Consider the following 22,187-nt stretch of genomic DNA (forward strand, 5'->3'; position numbering starts at 1 on the left):
ACGGACCGGGGGAGTGGACTGGAATGCGGCCGGGCCCCAGTCCACGAAACCCAGCCGCACCACTCCAACGCCGACACACTCATCGACGACGATGGGCCGTTACGGCGGCAACGAACGACAAACGGATGAGCAATGCCCTATCGGGGTGAATGTCGGCGTTCACCCGCGGGTGCCTACTGATCACTCACCTGGCGGTCGGCGCCGGGGATACGGCCGCCGAGGCTAGCTGCGAGGCCAGTCATGGAAGCGGGCCCGCATCTGCGCCACCTGGCGGGCGTCGAGCCCGTAGGCGGCGAACGCCCGATCCGGAGTCTGATCCAGCCTGCGTCCCGCCGCAGCAACATCTTCCTCGAACAGGCCCGGATCGACCGTCCGCGCCAACGCCAACAGCGTGCTGGGGGACCGGTCGGCGAGGAACGCCGCCACATCCACGAAGTCACGAACCTCAGCCCTGTTTACCAGCGCGGCGACCTTCCACGCGATCAGGTCGTCAACGGCCATCACCGGGCCGATGTCCAACAGCACAGGCTGCCGGGTGCGGGACAGATGACCGAAACTCAACCGCACCGCCCGACCATCGGGCCGGTAGGCGACCAGTTCGGCCATCAGATAGTCGAGGTCAACGACCTCCGAACTCATGTCCACCGGCTCGACCCGGATGCCCGCATCCTGCAGGGCCGCCGTCACCGCGGCCGCGGCGCCGACCACGCTGCAGCCCTCCTCACCGAACACGTCGACGTCCTCGGTCGGCCGGGACACGATGCCGTGCAGGATCAGCGCCAGACCGCCGCCGAGCGCGAACCCGTACCGGTTGGCGACTGCCAGCGCGGTCCGGGCAACCTGTAGATGGAAGGCGTCTACGGATTCGATCGTCACTGTGCTGGTACGGCCGCCAACTGCGGGTGGCTGGTCTCCCACGCCTGCCGTACACCACGAGGCAGGTACAGGTGTGGCCACAATGCGGTCAGCAGCGTGCCGTTTAGCCACGTACGCAGCTCGGCTTCCTGAACCGCCTCACGGAGCACAATCTCGTACACCCGCAACCGGTCGAAAGGGTCGTCCAGGTCGAAACGGCCCGCCGGATCCGGCGCCCACACCAGCCGGTTCGGTAGGACGACAGTTCCCGACGTCGGCCCCCGCAGCACGCTCAGGTTGGCGGCGACGAGCGCACGTCGGCCTGGCCTGCTCTGCCACGCCGTAGACGGTGCTGCCCGGGAAGTCACGAGAACCAGCGTACGCGGCGCCACCAGCCGCCAACAGCACTGCTCGACCCGCACCTAACCTAAATCACACCGAAGTGCGAGAAAACAACACGATGCTCGTTCTCCTGCACCTCGTAGTAGCAGACCACGGGCCGGCCATCGACCTGCACCGGCCTTCGATACAGGTCGTACACCCTGGCCCGCAACCCGAAGTAGTCGTCGAACATGCCCTCTTCGGCGAAAGGGTCGGTGTCGCCGTACGGGTCGTCCTGGCGGCTGTGATGCCAGCGTTCCACCTCGGCGAGGACCTCCGGCGGAGGCTCCGCGGCGATGGTCCACGTGTGCAGAGCCTCCGGGAAGTTGTCCAGCTTCCACTTGTCGGGCCAGTCGGGCATGCGTGCTCCTTCGGGCGGTCAGCCCCCGGTGCGTGCCTTTCGCCGTGCCGCGAAATCGGCGGTTTCCTCGGCGGTCGGTTTGCCATGCCGTTCGGCGGGGCGCCGGAACCAATCGGTGAGCCACGCCCACTCGATGCGGGGGTCATCCTCGGCACGGGCGGCAAGTTGCCAGGCGCTGGACACCTGGACCAGCGACAGCAGGTCGGCATCGGTCATGTCGGCGTACCGGTGCAGGGTGTAGCCGACAAAGCCGAGTTGCCGGTTGTTCATGTCGGCGGCGGGTTCGTCGGGGTCGGCGTCGATGTGGACGCCGGCGGGGGTGGCGTAGATGGGTTCGGCGAATAGAGGTGCGCCGGTGCCTGCCAGGAAGTGTCCCTGGCAGAGGAAGAGCAGCAGGTTCAGGCGGGTGCCGGTCTGGTCGGGGCGGCGGGACTCTATGGCTTTGATGACGGAGTTGGCGGTGGTGGTCATCGGCGCAAGGTAGTGGTCGAGGCGGGTGATACGCGATCCTCCGTCTGATACCGGCAAGTGCCCGCTTGGAGGTGGGGTGGTTGTGGTCACCGTCGGTTCCTCCTCGTCGGAGCCGCTGCCATTACGAAAGGTATCGATGCGGCTACTTGTTTGGTGTCGGATCTGAGACTTGTTCGGCATGGTCAGGCTTCCTTCATCTGCGAACTCGGCTGAACTGCCGTTAAGTAGGACCATCGGTGATGGGTTGGTCGCGGGCGAATCGGGCGGCGTAGTGCGACCTTCCGGTCGGCGAGGGCATTCGCCGTGCCCGGACTGCCTCGGTCTGGATTGTCGTCTTGGCTGCCCTCCGTTTCGGATCTTCTTCATCGATGGATGAGTGTGCGGACGACTGTGCGGAGATCGTTTAGGCGAGTGAGTGTGCGAGCGTGCGGCTTTCTTAAGCCGCCGCACACTCGCTCGACGGCGTTTTCGCAGGTCAAGGCCGCTTTTCGCCTGTTTTTGATCTCCGCACACTCCCGCACACTGGGTTGAGCTGCGAAAATTCAAAATCATCACTGCGAAATCGAGTGTGCGGACGATCAAGCCGCACACTCCCGCACACTCCGCACACTCGACCCGTTCCAGTCACGCCGGCACCGCCTTCAAACACTCGATGCACGACCGAGCGCCAGCCTCGAACGCCGCCGAAGTGATGTAGTAGCCGCAGTCGCACACCACGTTCCCCCGCGGACCGGCAAGGAACTCCGCGTCACTCACCGGAACCGACGACAACGCCAAGATCTGTCCCCGGCCCAACGCCGAGATCGTGTGCTGCAAGCCGTTACGCGGAGCATCCGCCGCAACGACGTAACCCTTGGCCGTCGCCGCCTTCAACGCCTTCCGCACCGTATCCCTGCTCCCCAGCAGCGCCGCAGCGCCCTCCTGCAAGCCACGAGTCCCGAGCCCAGGATGATCCCGCACAAACACCAACAACTTGCCCAGCGCGACCGTGTCATCGTCCTGCTTCCGGCCGCCCTCCATGTACGTCAGATGCCGCGACTCCGACTCGAACACCAACCGACCCTCACGAACATCCACATCCCGGCCGTACGCCGAGAAATACCGGGTCGCATTCGGATCCGGCTCCGCCGACGGATCCTTCTCATCCCGCTGCCGAGTCAACTTCCAATTCACATCCGGCCAGCCAATCAACCGCGACGCGCCACGAGACCGCTCCGCCCCATGCCCCATGTGATGAATCAGCAGGACATCATCAATGCCGGCCTCAGCAGCGATCGTGTTGATCCCGTCGAGAACAGCACCGACCTCGGTGTTGTTGTTCTCATCGATACCCAACGCCGACAGCACCGGCGACAGGCAGTCGATGACCCACACCGACACGTTCGCCGTCCGTAAACGCTCCACCCACAGCACTCGTGCCGCCCGATCGCGAGTATCAAAGCGCCCCGCCCTGCCTCGCTCCGTCCACACCAGCACCGCATCGGTGTTCCGGATCCGCTGGTCACGTAACCAGCCCCTCACCTTCGCACGGGGCATCTCGTAATCCAGCACCGCCACAGTCCGGCCCGGCGCCACCGGCTCGACGTCGGCGATCCCCAGAAACCGGTCACCGTCGGCCAGGCAACGCACCACGTTCCCCACCGTCGTCGTCTTGCCCGACTTCGCGCCCGCGGCCAACAAGATCCGAGCACCGGACGGCCACAACCCGGACATCCGCCACGAGTCCTGTTCATCGTCCTCGCCGAGAAGATCAGTCAGCGAGACGGGCAACTCGAGCGGTGACACGTCAGCCAGTTCGGCGTCCACGAACTGGCGGGCCTCGCGCCGCGCCCGGGTTCGAAGAATCTCCTCCGCCAGCATCGCCAAATACCGACCAGCAGCCGCATCGCCGATGGCCCGCTGCAGTGCCCGGTCGCGTGCGCTTCCGGGATCCTCAGCAGGTTCCGCATCCGCGTCGAGATGCTGCATGTTCGCCAACGCGGCGTCGTACGCCTGGAGGTTGTCCTCCTCGAGAGCCCGCGCGGCCTGAGAGTGGAGCTCCAGCCGCCGCCGGCGCACGTAGGCGTCCTTCACCTGCCGCACGTGGAAAGCGAACTCCCGTGTGCCGTAAAGGTCGGCGTAGTCCTTGCAGTCGGACAGGTATGCGGCAATCCCACCTGGCAGCGCCTTCACCGAACGGTGAGCATCCGCCGTCGCCAGGTCTGCGGTGACAAGCAGCGCCAGATTCGGGGCACCGACATGCGCCAGGATGCTGCCGAAGATCTCGCGGTGGGCAGGCTCAACAAGATGCCGGATGCTGAGGTCGCGAACTCGCTCCTCCGCCTCGGCATGGTTGGCCGGCGACAGGAGCCAGCCCAGAACCGTCTGCTCGTGAACCCGCAACGCGGCGAGATTGCCGGGTCCAGGCGACTGGGCGGCGGCGGGATGCCCGTTACGGGTCTTGTGGCGCTGGTCCTGGTGGGGGACCGTCATCCGGTACCTCCCGGCGCCTCAGGAACGTGGTCTAACGTCAAGGGAGTCAGCTCCGTAGTCAAGGGCGGGGTATGGCGAGACGGCCGTGGTGTTCGTGCACCGCGGCCGTCCTTATGCGGAGGGTTGAGCGGTCCGCGTCTTGGCGGTCTCCGCTTGCAGCTGTTCGAGCAGCCGCCGGTACAAAATCGCCTTGTCCGGTCGAGGGTCTACTCCGCCTTCGGCCTTCGGCTTCTCCCACCACTTGACGGCGCCCTCTGTCACGGCGATGCCCTGTGCCCGGAGTTCGCGTGCGATGTCTTCTCGGCTAACGCGTGCCCTTTTCCTGATGGCCAATCGCTCCTCGGGGGAGGGCAGGCGCGCGGACCGGATCCGCTGCATAAGGGGTACTGAGCCCCGCTGGCGTGTCGTGGTCATGCAACGACCTTAAAGCAACTTCTAATTTGTTGCTAGCAACCTATGAAGTTGCGTGGTACGTTGCTTACATGTCCTTGACCGCCGTGCTGCGCCCCGACACCGGCTCCGTCTCCGGCACCCCACAACCCGCCGCAGACCCGAGCTGGTACGACGCTGCCTGGAACCAGGCCGCGGGCAGCCCCGCAGTCACCATCACCTGCGCGATCCTCGCCGCCCTGGTCACTGGCCTCGCCGTCTACGCACTCACCCGCCGGCCCTCGAAAACCGACCTCGGCAAACGGCTCATGTACGCGCCCTTGCTGCTGGTCAACGGCGCCGCCGTCTACGGCCAGGTCGCGTTCTTCTACGAAGAAGTCGCACCCCACACCTGGCCCACCCTCGGCAAGGTCGTCCTCGCCCTCGTCATCGCGCTCGCCATCGAATCCGTGTCCGTCTACGTCGGCTGGCACGCCCACGACGCGCTGCTCAAGAAGGCCACCAACACCGCCGCCCGGCTCCGCCGCTGGTCATACCTCATCGCCGCCGGTGTCGCCGCCATCAACTACGCCCACTTCGCCGACGACACCGGCCCGCTCGGCATCAACGCCGCCGCCGTCGCGTTCGGCATGCTGTCCCTACTCAGCCCCTGGCTGTGGGGCCTGCACACCCGCCGCGAACAACGCGTCCAACTACTCCGCGAAGGCCGCGTCGACGAAGCCGGCGCCACATTCTCCGGCGAACGGATCCGCTCATTCCCGATCCGCTCCTACCTCGCCCGCCGCTGGTCCATCGACCACTACGTCACCGACCCCCGTCAGGCGTGGGAGGGCTACAACACCGAACTCCGCACCCGGTGGGCCGTCGAATCCACCGACCAGCCCGGCTGGTGGCTGCGCATCAACCCGGCCGCCCGCGTCCGGCAACTGGTTGCGGCCACCACCGAACTTCGTGCCATCACCGAACGGCAGGCCGATGCCATCGCCGACCGGGACAACCGCATCGCCGATGTCATGCAGGCACTCACCGCCGCGCACACCGAACTCACCGAGACGACCGCCGCCCTCGATGAGGCGACCGCCAAGAGCGTCACCGCCGACACCTCATTGCGGGAACTCACCGACCAGGCCGGCGCCGACCGGGAGGCACTCATCGCCGCCCACGAGACCGAGAAGGCGAACATCATCGCCGCCAAGGACACCGAACGCGATGAGGCTTTGGCCAAGCGCACCAAGGAACTCACTGACGAGTTCAACGCGAAGCTCGCCGCGGCGAAGCTGACAAACCTTGCCCAGTACCGCCATGGGCATCCCAAGAACGGCTCATCGAAGGGGCCGAAACATGCCTCATCGAAGGTGGCATCAGCGGCGGCGAGCAAGCAGCTCATGACCGACGAAGAAGCAGTTCAGGCCATGCTCGCCGTGCACAGCGACCCGAACCATGAGTGGTCGGACTATGCGGTCCGCAAGACCACCGGCGCCGGGTACGGGGCCCGTATCCCACGGCTCGTCGCGGCGTGGCGTGAGGCGGCCACCGATAAGGCAGCCGATGACAGTGCCGACGATGACAGCGGTGAGCCGTGGGCGGTTGGCCAATGAGATGGCTTCGCATCGTGCATCGGCTGTTCGCGGTGACAGCCATCGCCGCCGGTGTCATCGGGATCCGCGATGCGTACGCCGGTGAGTTTCCGAACCAGGCGGCGTGGGTGTGGCTCGTTGCGAGCCTCGGTGTCATCGCCACCTACCGCCGCATGAGGACTGTGGCCCAACGCGATAACCACCAGACCCCCGAGGAGACCCGATGACCACCACCCCCACCGACTTGGCCCCCGTCATCGTCGTGTTCGACGAGTGCCATGGGCTGCTCGCTTCCAACAAGGCGGAACTCCCGGACCTCACCGCCGAGCAGACGCTCGCCCTGATGCGTGCCGCTCATACCGAGATGAACCGGCGGGCCGCCCCCGTGGCCGAGACGGCGACCGACCAGCACATCAACACCGCCGGGTCGCTCATTGTGCTCGCCGGCGCGCTCACCGGACTCGCGCAAACCGCCATGACCCGTCCTGACCTGGTCGGATACCCGATCACCGCGAGCTTCGCGGCCATGGTGATCGGCGCGGTCGTGCTGCTGCGCACCCCTTCCGGGAACGCCCGGTGAAGCGCATGCCGCGCCGGGCGAGCCCGCGTGTTCCGTTCATTGTGCTCACCGTCATGGTGATCGGCTTCGTCTACGTCATCGCGCTTGTGGCCTGACCTGCGCAAACACTGAGGAGAAGTCGCTTGAAAGCCGTTCGTGGAACCACCGCCGAAGAACGTTCGGCGGCACGGCGTACCCGCCGAGGTCAGCGCCGGTTGGCGTTCTTCACCGAAGAGATCCGCAAGGCGGCGAACGGGCGTCAGCGGCTCCAACAGGCCTGCCAGTTCGCGAAGGCAGTCGGTGACGAACTCGACGAGCACGGCCGCAACGAACTCGCGAAAGCGATCGCAGAAATAGCCGATCGGCGGAACCCGCGGTGAGCCCGCGAAGCCAGCACGGACCGGCGACCGGGCATGGCAGTCATGGCATAGCAGTCGCTGTGGCAGTGCCCGACCCGACTGCACAGGGCGAGCGCAGGCCTGTAGGCCTGCACGCCTGCGGGCGCGCGATCTTACACAGCAGTGCCTGTCACCAGCAAATGCAACCCTGAGGAGGTGCACCGCCATGTCGATCAGTGAAGCGTTCGACGGGGTGATCCCGGCCCGCCCGGTGTCACCCGCCGCCCCCCGACTCACCCCGCCGGCGAAGGTGGTGCGCATCCACCCCGACGCGCCCACAGACAGCCGCACCCGCCGCATGCCCCGAGCTGTCGCCGTCCGCCGGCTGGCCAGGGTCGTCTACACCGACGCCGCCGACTCGTGGATCACCGAGGAGCAGTCGCCGTCGGCGAAGACCGTGTGGCACACCGACCACACCGCCCACCTCGACAAGCCGTGGAAGCCCTACCAGGCGTGGGCCTACTGCTACCGGCCCGTCGCCGTCGTGGTCGCACTGGCGCTCGACGGCGTCAAGTGGCTGCTCATCCACCCCGCCCGAATCCTGCTGACCGGCACCGGCACGTTCGCCATCTACCTGATCTACCTCGTCACCCACTGACCACCCCGGAAAGGACACATACGTCATGAAGGTTCTCGCTTGGTTCGGGTTCGTGCTCGCCATCATCGGCGGCGCCGGGCTCGTCGGCGCTGGCTACGCCACCGTCGTGCAGGTCATCGCCGTCCTCGGCGTTCTCACTGTCATCGGCATCGATATCTACAAGGACAAGACCCCCAACCAGTACGCCGTCATCGGCGCGTTCGTCGTCCCGTCGCTGATCGTCGGCATGAACGGCAAGGCCACCGAGAAGATCAGCGACGGATTGACCAGCTTGTGGGACTGGGCCGATCGCAACCTCGGCGACTGGGTCGGCACGACCACCGTCGGCCTGGCCCTGGCCGCGGTCGTCATCAGTTTCCTCGTCTCCCACAAGGCGATGCCGCGCGGTGGGCGGTAGCCCGTGGAGTTCATCGTCTGCATGCTCCTGGCATCGCTGATCACCGGTTTCCGGCCGGTCAGCGACCTGGTGCACCTCATGAGAGGCCAGGAACCGCCCCACCTCACCAAGGCCAGGCTACGTGCCGAAACCGAGAAGCTGCGGCTCGCCGCGAAACAGGCCAAGACCGAGAACCGGCGGCCCCGGCCCGGTGAGGACAAGCCGACCATCGGCGACGTGGCCCGCGTCTATTGGGGCGACGCCCTCGCCGACGTGATCGCCGCCCACGACCGGCGGCGCACCGAGAAGCACGCCCAGCGCGACGAGGACCGGGCAGCCGCCGAGGAACAGCGCCCGGCCCGCCGCGTGCGACCGCTGTGGAAAGAACGCCTCGCCCGGCTCGCTCAAATGCTGGTCCGCCCGGTCGGCGACGCCCGACACCCCGGCGACACCGAAACCACACCGGCACCGGCAGGTGACGCCTCAACCGAACCGAAGTTCACCGACCCGGCCGGCACCCCCAAACCATCGGCAACGAAACTGCTGCACCGCTGGGACTGCGACGACTGCGGTATCGGCTGCGACGGCTACCCCGACGACGACGCGGCAGCAGCCGCCGGCCAGCAGCACATCGACACCGTGCACGGCGGCCGCGGGCGTCCGATGTGGCGGCCCACGCCGATCCCCGACCGCGTCGCGGCCGACTGCCCCGGCTGCGGGCCAACCCCGGACCCGGACGCCGCCCTGTGCAGCCGGTGCGTGACGAAACGGATCGCCGCAGACCACAGGCACGGGCGGAACTGCCGCCGGCCCGGCTGCCCTACCTGCACCGCCCCCCACAGCCACACTCCGCCCGTCGACAACCACAGCACGACACGTGACGAAGAGGAGAACCCCATGACCGACACCATGCCCGCCGCGACCGGCGACGCCCACGACGTCGAATCCGCCCTCAACGAGTGCAGCCTGCTCGGCGACGACCTGACCCGCATCGACACCTCCCTCGACGTCATCGACGAGGCCATCACCTCCGCCGGCGCCGCCGCGGAGCGAATCGAGGCGTTCCTGATGTCGAAGAGAGTCGACGACTGCGCGGTCGGCGGCATGTCCGTGGCCCGCGACATGCTGTCGCCCACCCACATCAAGGCGCTGATCGACGCGATCAGCGCCGCCAAGCAGGGTGTGCAGGCCGCCGAGGAGGAGCTGCGGCGGCTGCAGGAGCTGGAGTCGCAGCTCAATGGCGCCGACGGGTCCGTGCTGAACGGCCGCTGACCCTGCCGGACTCCACCCGTGATCGCCGAACCCTCTGTTGGTTTGGCGGTTGCGGCACCAGCCCGGCACCACCACCCCGACCACACCTGGAGTTTTTCCGTGAAGACCGAGAACCGGCCCGTGCCGCTACCGAACGGCGGACCTCCGGGCGCACCGCAGCAGGGCCGTGCCCGTCAGGCGTCGCGTGACCTGGACGGCAAGCTGCTGCTGCCGTCCGGCGCTGTGTCGTTCTCCTGGCACCACGCCGGCCCGAACGGGCAGACCGTGAAAGCACGGCGGCAGCCGGTGCCGGTCAACGACAGCGGCGAGGTCACCCACGTGGAATGGGAGTGCCCCGAGTGCCCGGACAGCGGGCAGTGGTTCTCCGCCAAGTCGAAGATCGAACGCCCGCTGTGCGGTATCTGCGGGGTACGCCTTCACAAGACCAGCGACCGGCGCATCTCCATTCCGTGGGGGCGCCTGTACCGGGATCACACGGGGTCTGTGAACAGTGCCGCCGCTACCAGCCTTGTGGGGATGGCGGGTGTGGCGGCGGACGTCGCTGACCTGTCACTGGCGGGAGAGGTCGCTCAGTTCGCGGCGATCCCCGCCATCGTGGCCGGGTCCTGGTGGATGACCCGTGCCTGGCTACGCCGGCAGGCCGAGACGGACGAGGAACTCACCCGTGACACCATTGCCCGCCGCGCGCGCGGCGCCGGCTACCTGGCGGCAGCGGCCGGACTGTGGATCGAACTAACCGACGTGATCGGCTTCGCTGACCATGCGGCAGTCGCGCTCACCGCGTTGTTCGGGCTCGGGGTGGTCGGCTCCCGCCCGTACCGGCGGTGGCTGGCTGACCGGCGCGCCCAGGCACTCCGCCCGCCTGTGCCGCTCGACGACGAGGACGACCTGTACGACGACACGCCGCAGCCCAGCGAGGAAGACCTGCTGCGCGAGTACGTGCTCGCCCGCTGGGAGAAGGTGTCCGCGAAGGGTCGGGTGCTGCACGGCACCAGCCTCGAGAACATTCAGGCGTCGGTCGGTGGCTGGTCGGCGATCATCGTGGCGCACGACGACTCGGACCTGGATCCCGAGAAGTTCGACATGCCCGAACCGGTCCGGAAGATCGCCCGCGCCTACTCGGTCGGCACCTCCATGGTGTCGATCATCGCGGATCCCCTCGACGCGAACCGGGCCATGATCCTCGTCCAGCGGACCAGCCCACTCTCGACCGGCAGCCGCTGGAACGGCGACGGCATCGACCTCACCACTGGCACCGCCGAAACCATGACCCTCGAAGACGGCAACCGCGGACGGCACCCGTTCTGGCGGCCCGGCTGGGGCGCCCTCATGGAACTCATCGCCGGCTGCACCGGATCCGGCAAGAGCGAATACGTCAACCTGCTCCTCGCCCTGGAACGCAAGTCCGGGCGGGTGGTGTCGTGGGTCGGCGACCCGCAGATGGGCCAGTCTCTCGGTGACGTGCGCGACGGTGTCGACTGGTTCGCGCCGACGAACGAGGAAATCCTCGTCATGCTGCGCACCGCCGTGACGGTGATGCTCGCCCGCAACCTGCTGATCACACGGATGCGGGTCACCGAGACCCGGCCCGACGGGACAGTGGTGCAGCGGCGCGTCAAATACGTGGAGGTCTCCCCGGACTTCCCCCTGCTGTCGATCACCATCGACGAGGCGCACCTGCCGATGAACGACCCCGACGTCGGCAAGGAGATCGTCAAACTGTTGGCGCTGCTCGCCAAGTCCGGGCGTAAGGCCAACGTGAAGGTGCGGCTGTTGGTGCAGTCACCGCTGCTGTCCGAACTCAAAGACAGTGTGCTGCGCGCCCAGCTCGCCTCCGGCGTCGTCACCGTGTTCCGCACCGCCGACCGGCTCACCGGCCCCGCCGCCTGGCCCGGCGGGAAGATGCCCGGCGACCCGTCCGCCCTGCCGGCCGAATGGGAGGACGGCACCACCGCTGCAGGGGTCGGCTACAACTCGGCGACCGCCCGCATGCGGATGCGATCGGATTACGCCGGCGACCTGTGGGACGTCATGACCAGGGGTGACACCGTCAGCCTGGAAACGGCCGTGCTCGGAGCGGCAGGCCCGCTATACGCGGACCGGTGGAAGCGGCTCGAAGCGTTCGACAACATGGACCCGGCCGAGATCCTCGGTGCGGGAATCCCGTCGAACCTGCTGGACTCCGCACCCGGCGACACCACCCCGCCCGCGGGCGGCCGGGAGGCGGTACTCCGGTTCTTCGCCGACCGGTGGCTCGACGGCGACCGCGACCCGGTCCAGTTCGGCGACCTGGCTGCCGCTGTCCGATCCGTCATCAAGACTCGGGCCTGCACCAACGCGGTCAACAAGCTGGCGGGGGAGCAGATCCTCGACACCGATGGCCGTGGCGGCTATTGGCTGACCGAGTCCGGGGCCGAGCAGATCGGTGTGCTGGACGAGGTGATGGCGTGACGTCAGCGCTGCCGGAACTCGTCGATGATGGTGTGCTGCATCAGGGTGAACCCATCGCGGATCTCTTTGGCTACCACGGCGAACCCGACTGTGACGGCTTTGATGAGGGCAGCATGGCGTTCGGCGGCGACCCGGTCTCGTTTCTCGGCGTCATCGACGAGCCGCTGGAGTTGCCGGGCGATCTCAGCATCGGACATGAGCCGAGGGTAGCGGCCGGATCGCTGTACGGCGATCTGCCCGGTGGGGAAGTGCCTCAATGACCGCGACCTACTCGTCCCGACGCCGCGCCGATGCCCGCTACCGGGGTGTCGTCTACGGCCTCGACGTCATCGACCACGACACGGGGCAGATCGTCCGCAACGACTACGTCGGCCAAACTCGGCAACGTGGCCGGGGCCGGGAGAACCAGCACCGCGACTCGCAGCCGTGGGCCGACCTGATCGTCGGATCACCGCGAGTGCTGTGGGAAGGCCTGTGTACCGACGTCGAACTCGACGAGATGGAACGCCTGTTCATTCAAGAGCCACCGACTGGTGAGCGGCCTCGCCTGAACTGGCTGTTGAACGAGGACAACCCCCGCCACGTGCCGAAGTGGGTGCTGGTCGACCAGCGCCATGAACGCGACGACCGGGAGGGTCGGCCGCGGTGGGTGCCCGTTGACGAGCGGCGGCGAGAGGGCCTGCTCGAGTGGGAGTCCGCACCCGTACAGCCAACGCGTCAGCCGAAGGTCCGGCGCCCATGGAGTTCGCGGCGGCGGCATCTGACCGGCCTCGGCGTCGCACAGGCGGTGTTGCTGCTGGCTGGCTGGCTCGCGCTGCTGGTGTACGGGCAGTGGCGTCAGGAGACGGCCCTCGCCGTGGTGGTGGCGTCCCTGGTGCTGCCGGTATGGGTGTGGGCGGGCTGCCCCATCCGCAGACGCGGGCGCCGGAAAGCCGCAGCCCGGGTCCGCAAGCGTCTCCAGTGGAGGCGGTCACGGTGACCCGGCCCCGCAACGAGCGTGCCGGGCACCCGCCGTGGTGCGAACACGACGAAGGTGCTGGCCGTCTGGTGCGGCACCGATCCCGGCGGTTTCGGGTGGGCGCCCGGCGCCGGATCGGTGACCGCGGTGAAGTCACCGCCTGTCTCACCCAGACCGGTGACGGGCCGACGTGGCTGACCATCAACGCCGCCCACATGGTCGGCGTTTCCGTAGACATCGCGCTGCTCGACACCGCCGAGCTGCGAGACGCGCTGACCGGGCTGTTGCTGGCGGCCGGCTACGAGTAGTGCTCCGAAACCAGAGAGAGGCTGCGGGGTCCTTCGTTCGATACAACCCCTATCGCTTCCTATTTTAGGAAGCTACTGTGGTGTCAGCGGTCAGGGGAAACAGCCCCAGACCCCACCGGAAGGAACCGGCCATGACCACTCACTTCGCCTGCATCGCCACCGCCCCCGATGTAGTCGCGGATAACGTCTGCGACCTCAGCATCGGCACCGCCACCATCACCGGCTACCGACTCGACGACGCCGGCAACGAAACCGCCGAGTACGCGATGAGCGACAACATCATCTTCACCGCCGACCTGACCGTGCTGGTGAACGACGAGGACAAGCTCGCCAAGGCAGCCAACGAGGCCGACGAGATGCTCACCAAGAACGCCTGGACCCGCACCGCCGCCTGGGACATCGTCGACAACGCCATGTACGCCGAAGTCGAGCCTGCCTGACCAGAACCATCCGACAGTGACCCCGGACCGTCTCGGCCGGGGTCACTGTTTACCCAAAGGGAGACACCGTGGAGTACACCGACCCGCCCGGCATGCCGGAAGACGAGCGCATGACCGATGCGGAGTTCCGGGTCGTCCGCGAACACCTCGGCCTCACCGGCGACTGGCTCGCCGGCCACCTCGGAGTCTCGGCCCGCACCGTGCGCCACTGGGAGCAGGGAAAATACCCGATCCCCGACGGGGTGCGACTGGCCATGGAGGATATAGAGCGGCGTACCGGCGAGTTCATCGGCGGATGTGTCGAGAAACTCGTCGGCATTCCCGACCCGGGCGTGCTGGTGTACCGCAACGACCACGAGTACCACGCAGCCCACCCTGAGGTCGAGTTCCCGGCCTCGTGGCACCGGGCAGTCGTCGCCCGGATCGCCCTTGAAGTGCCAGGCCTGCGCATTGCGTACCCTGCCCCGGACGGCCAGCCGTGAGTAACTGGACAGCCTCCCGCCTCCCAAAGGTCCGTGACGGGCTGCAACGCCTGCTTGCCGACCCAGGCAGCGCGCTGCGTGCGAGTCTGGCCCGATCCGGGCGCGACGACACGGCTGCCCAACTCGACCACGTTGCCCGCAGCCTCGGCGTTGCCGATCTGTATTGGGTGGCGCCGGAGATGGCCGCGTTGTCCGTCGGCGCCGCTGAAACGATCCCGCAGGTGCGGTGGACGGATGCAGATCGGCCCTCGACTCATGGTTTGCTGGTCTTCGACGGCGGCATTGGCACCCTCGACTACGAGAACGTGCCGATCCCCGTGGATGCCGTGTCGTGGGGTCCGCACCCGCAAGGGCTGCTGGTCTCCTACTATGTGGCCCGCGGCCGGCTCGAAGACCAGCTTGCCGAGCGCGGTGCCCGGATCGACACCACTGCGGTGCCGCCGCTGGTACCAATTGCCGGGCAGAGTTTGGCCGTTGACGACAATTGGCAGGACCCGGGCGAGCTGCCGGACCGGGACAGGACCGTGCTGACCACCCTGGCTGCGGCGTGGGCACTCATGCAACAGCCTACGGTCATCGACCGGGTTCCCGTCGAGGTCGAACGCAAGATCCGGGCTGCTTACGGCCGAGCTGGCCGCGGTGATCCCGAGGTGACCCTCGTGGAGTTGCGCCGACAGTACCGACTCTCCGGGCAACCTCCACTCGACCCCGACCAGCCCGGCCGACACTACAAGCACCGGTGGATCGTCCGCGGGCACTGGCGGGATCAGGCGTACGGCCCGCAGCGGTCGTTGCGTCGCCCGACGTGGATTGCTAGTCACGTCAAGGGGCCGGAGGGTGCTGATTCGCTGGAGACGGCGACGGTCAACGTCTGGCGGCGTTAGCTCGGGTACGAGAGAAACGCCCCATCCCGTGGCTGCTGGCGGGCAGCTCACGGGATGGGGCGCAATGGCGTTCGGCCGGGTGTGACTTCGCGGGGGCGCGAGACCGGCCGACGCCGATCAGTGGCAGCTCCAAGTTCTTGGAGAACCTTGGAGCAACGTTGGAGAACGGGGCTAGTCGGCGTGTACGACGGCTGGCGTTTTCGCGTCGACCTGCGTGCGGACGAACATTGCGGCGGCGGTGCCGACGAACGACATGATGACCGCCTGCGACTCCGCGGACAGGTCCGCGCCGAACCCGACCGCCAGGGCAAGCACGGCTTGGACGACACCGAGCAGGGCGGCGACCTGCCCGTCGCGGCGAACCCAGACGGCGACGATGAGACCCGCGACCGCGGTGGCGGTCGCGTTGAGAACGGCCTGTTGGCCGTCGGACAGGTCGAGCCAGAACGCGGCGAGCAGCCGTACCAGCGTCGCGAACAGGGTCAGGTACAGCGCGGGCTCGCGGCTGATCTTCATGACGGGCCCTCCCGGGCTGTGTAGGAATCTGCGGGGCGGTGTAGTGATCTGTGGTGCATATGTGGGGTGCGGCTGTGCTCCACAGGGCGTGGCTGGTGCGCCAGATGCGCGGACGCCGTTACGGTGCGCACATGGGGGCGGAACGCATGACGGCAGACGAGCTCGCGGCGGTGACCTGGACCCGGGCGTGGCGGCAGGGCCCGGTCACGGTGCGGCTGGGGGAGACCGGCGACGGCCGGTGGGTGGCCTGGCATTCCCGGCGCGGCGGCTACGCGTACTGGACCGAGCGGGGCGCGTGTGACCGGGCGGAGCGAATGCTGAGTCGTGGCCTGTGGTCAGCGGTCGAGCCGGCGCAGGAAACTACAGCCGCGTAATTCCAGGCCAGCCCCGTGATTTGAGCGATCAGGGCGGGTAGCTTCGCGGCATGAAGCGGGTCGAGGCGGCGATGCAGACACCCGACGGCTACTGGCGGGTAGAGGTCGTCAGGTCCGGGCGGGAACGCTGGTATCGGGTGTCGCATGCCAACACCGTCGTGGCCGAGAAAGCGGCGATCGCGACGGTGGAACGAATCCTTGGACCGGCGTTCGAGACGCTGGTCGAAGCGGCTTAGTCTTCGTCGTCCTGGTGCGGGCGCTTGACCTTCACCCAGGCTTCGACATCCGAGGCCAGCCAGACTTTGCCCTGCTCCAGGTCTGCGACCGGTTTGGGGAAGTCTGCGCGTTGGGTGATCTGGTAGGCGCGCTGGCGGGAAACGCCGCCGAGCCGGACCCGGATTTCGTGCGCACCCATTAGCTTGACGCTAGATGTCATGCGCACACTCTAGCTGCGCGACGACTAGGCGTGAAGGATGTTCAGTCGAACGTGACCGGCGGCGGATCCGGGAAATCCGGATGCACCCGCCGCAGAACGGTCGTGGCCTGATCGTCCCACTCGGCGTGCCGACGGAACGCCTTCTCCACCCCGGACAGGCGGGCTTCCATGGTGCGCATATCCGCCTGATGCTGAACCCGCACCGACTGGATCTGTGCCTCCTGCTGGCCGCGCGCCATGGCGATCTGCTGCTCGTAGGCTTCCCGCTGCTCGGTCATCATCTGTTTCACGTCGGCGAGCAGCCCACGGGCGGTAGCGACTTCGATCGACACGGTCTCCGCGCGCGCCTTCCCGGTCTCAGCCTCGGTCTTCACCGTCGTCGCCTCATCCAAACGCCGGTTCAGCCGCTTCACCACGATCGTGCCCACAGCACCCACCACGGCCGCCACAATCACACCGATCAACGCCGGCGCCCACGTCTGCCACGCCGGGGGAGTAGCCGGGGCATCGCCGGCCCACCACAGCCATCTCATCGGGCTGCCTTCCGCCGAGCCCGGCGGATCTTCGCTAACGTCCCCAAATGCACGATCATGATGGTGAACAGGTGTAGATAGATGCCGTGGGCGTACGGTGCAGGCCGGGACCCGTCCACCCAGTCCCAGCGCAGATACCAGCCCGCCGCGCCGAGCCCGAACGACACCGCCACGATCAGATACCAGGACAGCAGCACACACAGCCCTGCCATCTCCCAGACGAGGGCCCGCCGCCACGTGGCCACGCCGAGCACCACACCACCGGCGGTGAGGAGCACACCCAGTGAGGTGGTGCTGCCCGGGATCAGCCGGATCACCGCCCATGCGGCGCCGCGGCGGCTTTCCTCGCCGATCAGGGTGAACAGCGGGCCGATGTAGCAGGCGGCCAGCGCGTGGAGGTGCAGCATCGACAGCCGGTTGCGTTCCGAGCGGCGGGCCGTCGCATCCGACGACCGCAGATGGTCGTCGAGGGCGTCCAGGGTTCGGGCGAGGGCGTCGATCGTTTCCTCGCCGGTCACTGCGGGCCCCCACCGCCACGGCGCTGCTGGGCTCGGCGCAGCATCTGCCGGAACGCGAGGATGAACCCCCAGGTGCATACGGCCTGGGCGACGTGCCACAGCATCCACGGCCAGCCGTCGTGGCCCATGACCGCCATCCACGTGTGGCTGCCCGCGCAGCCCACGAAGAATCCCGCGCCGAACAGCCGCACCATGCGCGTCAGCGGCAGATAGGGCAGCACCAGGAACGGCACCGACAGATACCCGGTGACGATTGCAGTATTGGCGGCCTGGAACAGCAGCGACACGGCATCGATGTGGTGGTGCACGGCGGCTCCCCGTATGTAGTTGTGGTGGGAAGGCGGCTACGCGCCTGACTGCTGGCCGAGTCGGGCGAACACACCTGCCAGCGCCTGTTCGAGTTCGGCCGTGGTGATGTCGTCGCGGTCCGCGGGCAGCGCCGCCACCACGCCCTGCGCGACGAGCGGGGCGATCGCCGCGGCGAGGGCCTGCTCGTCGATGTGGTCCTGCTGCGCCAGCGCGGTGATCGCCTTGAGGGCGGTGTCGGCGAGCAGCCGTGCGGAATCGGCGTGCCGGTAGGTCCACTGGGCGTAGGAGGCGAGCGTCCAGTGGGTGTTCGGGGTGCCGTCCGCATTCACCGATCCGGGCGGGCCGGGGATGAGCCCGTCAGCGGTCAGCAGTGCGCTGGCCAGTGCCACCCGAACGTCCTTGTCCTTGAGCAGGGCCAGGAACTCGGCCTTCGTCACGTCGTCCTCCTCGGGGATTTTGCCGATGTGCTGCAGCCAGCGGGTGGCCAGCCGCACCATGCGATGCCCGTCGGCGTCGCGGTGCTCCGACAGGTGGGTGTGGGTCAGGTGCGAGGTGTCGCCGCTCATACGCCGGCCGAGCCGATCCCAGCGCTTCACCGTCCGGCCGTCCGGGCTGTAGATGACTTCCCGCAGGTCGGCGGTGTCCGGATCCCCGGCCTTGCACAGGGCGATGAGCCAGGCGTTGAAGTCGTACAGGTCGAACACGCCGCGCCCTGTGGTGACCTTGAAGGTGCCGATGTCCATCGCCGACGCGTAGTCGCTCAAGCCGCGCTGATCGCGCGGGGACTCGTCGACCGAATACCGGTCCCGGCCCGCCCGCGCCCGGATCTTGTCCTTGCCCAGATGGTAGGAGTCGCCGCCCGCCTGGTGGGCAGTGTCGCCGACCAGACCCAACTCCAGCGGGTCGAGGTCGTTACCGACCGTCTTACCAGGATGCACGTCGAGGTGGTCAAGCAGCAGCCGGCGGGCGGTGAGGTGATGGGGTTTCGCTGCGGTCACGGCCGCCCCTTTCCTAGACGCTGCGGTAGGTGAGGTTGACCCGAAGCCTTTGGCCGCTGGTGATGTCCTGGAACGACGTGGACGGCAACATGATCACGATCGTGTCGAGGGTCGACACCACCATCGCCGCCAACGGTGTCGTCGGCGCCCCCGAACCAGTGATGATCGCCTGCCCGAGCAGCGGCGGAGTCGACGCCAACGCCGACACCGGCAGCTGCAGCCCGCACCCGCCCGAGCTGGTGGCGCCGGCCAGCACGTCGACCATGACGTTCACCAGCCCGGCGCGAACCACGTACTGGGCTGCGGATACCGTGCGGGTGATCGAGGATTTGGTCGTGCTCATGGCCGAGTACAGCAGCGGGCTGTACGTCTGCCAGCCCGCCAACAGTCCGTTGATCTCGCTGGCGGGGATGCGTTTCCCGGCGACAGCCACCCGCCACCCCCTGTCAGAGTGAGTAGGTGGCGGGGTCCGCCAACTGAATCAGGTCACCGGCGCGGTGTGCCTTCACAATGCCGTTTGCCCCGCGTTCCACGGTGGCGGTTTGCAGGTAGGGGCCGGACCCGGTGACCGCGCCCATCGCTGTCACCGTGACTTCTTCACCGTTCGACTCCCAGACGTAGCCGACGTCGACCGTCTCCCACACGTCCCCGAGCAGAGCCGTGGAGATCTGCCACGACTCCACCGCACCCACCGACGTCGCCGGCTGATCAGCAACCAGAGTGGTGGACACCGAATCGGCCAGCCACGCGTCGTCGTACAGGCCCACATCCCACACCTCAGCCGGCGCGCCCTCGATCGACGCCACCCACGTACGGCGGCCGAGCGTCTCCGAGAGACCCTCCGCAACCTGATCGACCGTGCCGAGCCCGGCAGTAAGCGGCTGGTTGATGCGCTGCACCCGGGCACCGGGGGCGCACAGCAGCCAGTCGTCGATCAAATCGGGGTTCGCGGTCAAATCAATCGACGCGCCCGGGTAGTGAGCGCCCCGGGCATCCTCGACCAGGTGGATGCGCCACTGGGCGTGCCCGAGCAGATCCCCGTCCTCCAACAGGTCCAGGGTTTTGGAGGCAGCCAGATTGCCGCGCCGCTTCCGGTACTCGGCGTCCGCCGCCCACATGGCCTGGGAACCGCCGGTCCGCTGAACAGTCCAGATCGTCGGCTCCTTCAACCGCAGCTGTGGTTGCAGAACCTCGGCCGGATCCGTGCCACCAGTGCGCCGGTAGGTAGCCAGGTCGATGGTCAGATCGACGGCCCGGTTGTAGCGGGCGACACGGGGCAGCATCTCGTAGCCGAACCCTGCCTCGTACAGCAGCCCACCCGACTCGGCCTCCACCGCGGCAACCAATAGGTCCGGGGTGGTTCCCTCCTGCTGGCTGTTGAGCCGGGTCACCTCGTCCGGCTCCGCGACCAGCCGGAACGGTACCCGGCCCTCCCGGGAGACCCGATCCGCCCGCAAATGGGTGGGCTCCCGATACCAGCCCTGATCGGCCCGGTACAAGGTGAGATCGTCGTCGTAGTAGTACGGCAGCGAGGAGGCGGTAGCCGTGTCGTGGATGACCACATGCCCGGCCAGCCACCTGATGCCGAACGCGCTGGTGGAGCCGGTGGTATTGGCCCGGTCCGGGTTGACTTCGATCGCATGCGGCGCCCCGAGTGTGCCGGCGACGCTGCCGGCGGCGTAGACAACCGTGTCCAGGAGCAGGGTGACGTCGATGTTGGCGCCGGCCTGGACCGCCTGAACGTCGAAGCCGCACAGCGCATTCACCGAGTTCACTGTCGAACACGCTGTGGTCGACGTCCCGGCGACGTCGTTGTAGGCGCGTACCTCATGACCCGTTGCCGTGGACACGAGCGCCCAGCGGGTGAAGGTGCCGAGCGTCGACCATTCCAGCATGCGAATCTCGGACACCGGCACCAGCGCGGCGATCACCTGCGCGGTGATCCCGACCGTCCACTCGTTCTGCACCGAGCTGGGCGTGAACGCGGTCGACAAGCGGGCGCCCGCCGCAACAGAACACAAATTCTTGGATCCGTAGCGGCTGATGAGGGTGTCTTCGGGTTCGCCAGTGTCGAACGAGAACACCACCGGGCCGGTCACCTGCAACGCCGGCTGGCCGGTGATCCCCGACGCGGCCTGGGTGGCACGGTCGGCGTCCTCACAATGCCAGTAGGCGACCGGATCGGCGTCACCCCACTGGATGGAACGCCGCATCGGCGACCACGCGTCGGAGTCCCGCAGTTCAAGGCGGGTTCCGACCCCACCGATGTCGATCACGGCGATCGAGTGGGTGGTTTCGTCGTCGACCGGCTGGTAGGAGGCCTTGATGTCGGCGATGTAGCCCTCGATCCGCGGATAGCGGGGCTGGGTGATCGTGAGGTTGTCGATCGACACGGAGACCGGCAGCGGATTACTCAGCGTCGAGATCGGCCAGGCCGCGATGCCGAAGTAGTTTCCTCCGGCGATCAACGCGGCGTCGGTGAACGTGTAGTCGAGAGTCCACTCGCCCGGCTCGATCCCGGCGGCCAGCCACGCTTTTGCCCGCAGCCGGGCGCCGATCAGTAGGAATCGGACCCGGATGACGGTGCCGACTGTGTAGGTGAGGCCGGGAATGGTGGCGGTTTCGAGCTGCGTGTAGGAGCCGCTGAGCCGTCTCCACAGCGCCCACCGTAGAGAGGCGTCGGGCTGAAACTCCAGCAGCGGCCAACTGTGGTCGGCGTTGGAGGTGCTGGCCCGCAGTGTCGGCCCGGTGGCCAACGGTCCGCCGGTGGTGACTACCGAGGAGGCGACGTCGTAGGTGACGTCCACATCCCGGTGGGGCTTGAAGATGCGGGACGTGTAGACGGTGTTCGACACCGCGCACGAGATCTGCGCCGCGGTCCCGTCGACGGACAGGCCGCTGGTGTTGAGCCAGCTCGTGCCGCCCTCACCGCTGACAGCCTCTGCCGTGCCCCAGCCGGACGCCACGGTGCGCGTGAACGTGTCAGTCAGATACGGCACGGTGCGGGTCCGCACCGAGATCCGCACCGGCGTGCCGGCGTCCACGTGCGGCCACCACGGGCTCCCCGGATGATGCAGCGACAGCCAGCCGTCTTCGTTGAGCAGCGCAACCGTGCCCGACGTACCCCGCGACGTGCGGCCGCCGACCAGCACACCGCGGGTGATGCTGATCGGAGAGTCGATGACCCGATCCGACAAGTCCGTCCACTCCCACGAGTCGGGCTCTGCATCGAGGTCGGCACCCCAGGCTGCTTCGCAGGTGAGTTCCAGG

At 67.7% G+C, this 22,187-nt stretch carries 29 protein-coding genes; 16 read left to right on the forward strand and 13 right to left on the reverse strand.

Annotated elements, in window-relative coordinates; all coding sequences use genetic code 11:
* Positions 1 to 222 precede the first annotated feature (222 nt).
* From IEZ13_RS33145 to IEZ13_RS33165, 5 genes are all read right to left on the reverse strand, one after another.
* A complete protein-coding gene (locus tag IEZ13_RS33145; protein WP_183225256.1) occupies positions 223 to 870 on the reverse strand; it encodes a nucleotidyl transferase AbiEii/AbiGii toxin family protein in 648 nt (215 codons plus the stop codon).
* A gap of 2 nt (positions 871 to 872) precedes the next feature.
* Positions 873 to 1,223: a hypothetical protein gene (locus IEZ13_RS33150; protein ID WP_183225126.1), complete on the reverse strand. Its 351-nt coding sequence runs from the start codon at positions 1,221 to 1,223 to the stop codon at positions 873 to 875.
* 59 nt (positions 1,224 to 1,282) lie between these two features.
* Complete coding sequence (locus IEZ13_RS33155) at positions 1,283 to 1,597, reverse strand: hypothetical protein (protein WP_183225125.1); 315 nt, start codon at positions 1,595 to 1,597, stop codon at positions 1,283 to 1,285.
* Between the two features lie 18 nt (positions 1,598 to 1,615).
* Positions 1,616 to 2,068 carry a hypothetical protein gene (locus IEZ13_RS33160; RefSeq protein WP_183225124.1) on the reverse strand — a complete coding sequence of 151 codons (453 nt, stop codon included), beginning with the start codon at positions 2,066 to 2,068 and terminating at the stop codon, positions 1,616 to 1,618.
* Between the two features lie 624 nt (positions 2,069 to 2,692).
* Positions 2,693 to 4,540, reverse strand: coding sequence for an AAA family ATPase (locus IEZ13_RS33165; protein WP_183225123.1), 1,848 nt, complete (start codon positions 4,538 to 4,540; stop codon positions 2,693 to 2,695).
* 401 nt (positions 4,541 to 4,941) lie between these two features.
* Here IEZ13_RS33165 and IEZ13_RS33170 point away from each other — a divergent pair, with 401 nt between their 5' ends.
* From IEZ13_RS33170 to IEZ13_RS33235, 14 genes are all read left to right on the forward strand, one after another.
* Entirely contained in the window at positions 4,942 to 6,528 is a 1,587-nt protein-coding gene (locus IEZ13_RS33170; RefSeq protein WP_183225122.1) for a hypothetical protein, read from the forward strand.
* A gap of 14 nt (positions 6,529 to 6,542) precedes the next feature.
* Positions 6,543 to 6,734: a hypothetical protein gene (locus tag IEZ13_RS33175; RefSeq protein WP_183225121.1), complete on the forward strand. Its 192-nt coding sequence runs from the start codon at positions 6,543 to 6,545 to the stop codon at positions 6,732 to 6,734.
* A complete protein-coding gene (locus IEZ13_RS33180) occupies positions 6,731 to 7,087 on the forward strand; it encodes a hypothetical protein (RefSeq protein ID WP_183225120.1) in 357 nt (118 codons plus the stop codon). Before IEZ13_RS33175 ends, IEZ13_RS33180 begins: the two co-directional genes overlap by 4 nt.
* 194 nt (positions 7,088 to 7,281) lie before the next feature.
* Positions 7,282 to 7,446 carry a hypothetical protein gene (locus IEZ13_RS33185; protein WP_183225119.1) on the forward strand — a complete coding sequence of 55 codons (165 nt, stop codon included), beginning with the start codon at positions 7,282 to 7,284 and terminating at the stop codon, positions 7,444 to 7,446.
* Between the two features lie 184 nt (positions 7,447 to 7,630).
* Entirely contained in the window at positions 7,631 to 8,062 is a 432-nt protein-coding gene (locus tag IEZ13_RS33190; protein ID WP_183225118.1) for a hypothetical protein, read from the forward strand.
* Between the two features lie 25 nt (positions 8,063 to 8,087).
* Positions 8,088 to 8,459 (forward strand): hypothetical protein, encoded by a 372-nt coding sequence (locus IEZ13_RS33195; RefSeq protein WP_183225117.1) that lies wholly within the window; start codon positions 8,088 to 8,090, stop codon positions 8,457 to 8,459.
* A gap of 21 nt (positions 8,460 to 8,480) precedes the next feature.
* A complete protein-coding gene (locus tag IEZ13_RS33200; RefSeq protein WP_203834019.1) occupies positions 8,481 to 9,710 on the forward strand; it encodes a hypothetical protein in 1,230 nt (409 codons plus the stop codon).
* Positions 9,711 to 9,809: 99 nt separating this feature from the next.
* On the forward strand, positions 9,810 to 12,161 hold the full coding sequence (locus tag IEZ13_RS33205) for a P-loop NTPase family protein (RefSeq protein WP_183225115.1): 2,352 nt from the start codon (positions 9,810 to 9,812) through the stop codon (positions 12,159 to 12,161).
* Positions 12,158 to 12,421: a hypothetical protein gene (locus IEZ13_RS33210; RefSeq protein WP_183225114.1), complete on the forward strand. Its 264-nt coding sequence runs from the start codon at positions 12,158 to 12,160 to the stop codon at positions 12,419 to 12,421. The genes IEZ13_RS33205 and IEZ13_RS33210 overlap by 4 nt, the downstream gene beginning before the upstream one ends.
* Positions 12,418 to 13,140 (forward strand): hypothetical protein, encoded by a 723-nt coding sequence (locus IEZ13_RS33215; protein ID WP_183225113.1) that lies wholly within the window; start codon positions 12,418 to 12,420, stop codon positions 13,138 to 13,140. Before IEZ13_RS33210 ends, IEZ13_RS33215 begins: the two co-directional genes overlap by 4 nt.
* A gap of 68 nt (positions 13,141 to 13,208) precedes the next feature.
* Positions 13,209 to 13,427 (forward strand): hypothetical protein, encoded by a 219-nt coding sequence (locus tag IEZ13_RS33220; protein WP_183225112.1) that lies wholly within the window; start codon positions 13,209 to 13,211, stop codon positions 13,425 to 13,427.
* Between the two features lie 131 nt (positions 13,428 to 13,558).
* Positions 13,559 to 13,867, forward strand: a complete 309-nt coding sequence (locus IEZ13_RS33225) for a hypothetical protein (protein WP_183225111.1) — start codon at positions 13,559 to 13,561, stop codon at positions 13,865 to 13,867.
* A gap of 68 nt (positions 13,868 to 13,935) precedes the next feature.
* Positions 13,936 to 14,349, forward strand: a complete 414-nt coding sequence (locus IEZ13_RS33230) for a helix-turn-helix domain-containing protein (protein WP_229795373.1) — start codon at positions 13,936 to 13,938, stop codon at positions 14,347 to 14,349.
* Positions 14,346 to 15,233, forward strand: coding sequence for a hypothetical protein (locus IEZ13_RS33235; protein WP_183225110.1), 888 nt, complete (start codon positions 14,346 to 14,348; stop codon positions 15,231 to 15,233). Before IEZ13_RS33230 ends, IEZ13_RS33235 begins: the two co-directional genes overlap by 4 nt.
* A 171-nt stretch (positions 15,234 to 15,404) precedes the next feature.
* On the opposite strand, the gene IEZ13_RS33240 is transcribed toward IEZ13_RS33235, so the two are convergent.
* On the reverse strand, positions 15,405 to 15,749 hold the full coding sequence (locus tag IEZ13_RS33240) for a hypothetical protein (RefSeq protein WP_183225109.1): 345 nt from the start codon (positions 15,747 to 15,749) through the stop codon (positions 15,405 to 15,407).
* Positions 15,750 to 15,895: 146 nt separating this feature from the next.
* Between IEZ13_RS33240 and IEZ13_RS33245 the strand changes: the two genes are divergently transcribed.
* Both IEZ13_RS33245 and IEZ13_RS33250 read left to right on the forward strand, forming a co-directional pair.
* Positions 15,896 to 16,123 (forward strand): hypothetical protein, encoded by a 228-nt coding sequence (locus tag IEZ13_RS33245; protein ID WP_183225108.1) that lies wholly within the window; start codon positions 15,896 to 15,898, stop codon positions 16,121 to 16,123.
* Positions 16,124 to 16,173: 50 nt separating this feature from the next.
* Positions 16,174 to 16,359 carry a hypothetical protein gene (locus tag IEZ13_RS33250; protein ID WP_183225107.1) on the forward strand — a complete coding sequence of 62 codons (186 nt, stop codon included), beginning with the start codon at positions 16,174 to 16,176 and terminating at the stop codon, positions 16,357 to 16,359.
* On the opposite strand, the gene IEZ13_RS33255 is transcribed toward IEZ13_RS33250, so the two are convergent.
* The 7 genes from IEZ13_RS33255 to IEZ13_RS33285 form a co-directional block, all read right to left on the reverse strand.
* Positions 16,356 to 16,559: a helix-turn-helix transcriptional regulator gene (locus IEZ13_RS33255; protein WP_229795375.1), complete on the reverse strand. Its 204-nt coding sequence runs from the start codon at positions 16,557 to 16,559 to the stop codon at positions 16,356 to 16,358. The genes IEZ13_RS33250 and IEZ13_RS33255 overlap by 4 nt on opposite strands.
* A gap of 41 nt (positions 16,560 to 16,600) precedes the next feature.
* A complete protein-coding gene (locus IEZ13_RS33260) occupies positions 16,601 to 16,987 on the reverse strand; it encodes a hypothetical protein (RefSeq protein WP_183225106.1) in 387 nt (128 codons plus the stop codon).
* 101 nt (positions 16,988 to 17,088) lie between these two features.
* Positions 17,089 to 17,610 (reverse strand): hypothetical protein, encoded by a 522-nt coding sequence (locus IEZ13_RS33265; RefSeq protein ID WP_183225105.1) that lies wholly within the window; start codon positions 17,608 to 17,610, stop codon positions 17,089 to 17,091.
* Positions 17,607 to 17,918, reverse strand: a complete 312-nt coding sequence (locus tag IEZ13_RS33270) for a hypothetical protein (protein WP_183225104.1) — start codon at positions 17,916 to 17,918, stop codon at positions 17,607 to 17,609. The genes IEZ13_RS33265 and IEZ13_RS33270 overlap by 4 nt, the downstream gene beginning before the upstream one ends.
* A gap of 36 nt (positions 17,919 to 17,954) precedes the next feature.
* The gene (locus IEZ13_RS33275; protein ID WP_183225103.1) at positions 17,955 to 18,917 is read right to left on the reverse strand and encodes a hypothetical protein; all 963 of its coding nucleotides are present in this window, start codon (positions 18,915 to 18,917) and stop codon (positions 17,955 to 17,957) included.
* Between the two features lie 13 nt (positions 18,918 to 18,930).
* Positions 18,931 to 19,350 (reverse strand): hypothetical protein, encoded by a 420-nt coding sequence (locus tag IEZ13_RS33280; RefSeq protein WP_183225102.1) that lies wholly within the window; start codon positions 19,348 to 19,350, stop codon positions 18,931 to 18,933.
* A gap of 13 nt (positions 19,351 to 19,363) precedes the next feature.
* Positions 19,364 to 22,114, reverse strand: coding sequence for a hypothetical protein (locus IEZ13_RS33285; protein WP_183225101.1), 2,751 nt, complete (start codon positions 22,112 to 22,114; stop codon positions 19,364 to 19,366).
* Positions 22,115 to 22,187 lie beyond the last annotated feature (73 nt).

Origin of the sequence: Actinoplanes campanulatus, assembly GCF_014647795.1 — a bacterium.
In the GTDB taxonomy this organism is placed as follows: Bacteria; Actinomycetota; Actinomycetes; order Mycobacteriales; family Micromonosporaceae; genus Actinoplanes; species Actinoplanes campanulatus.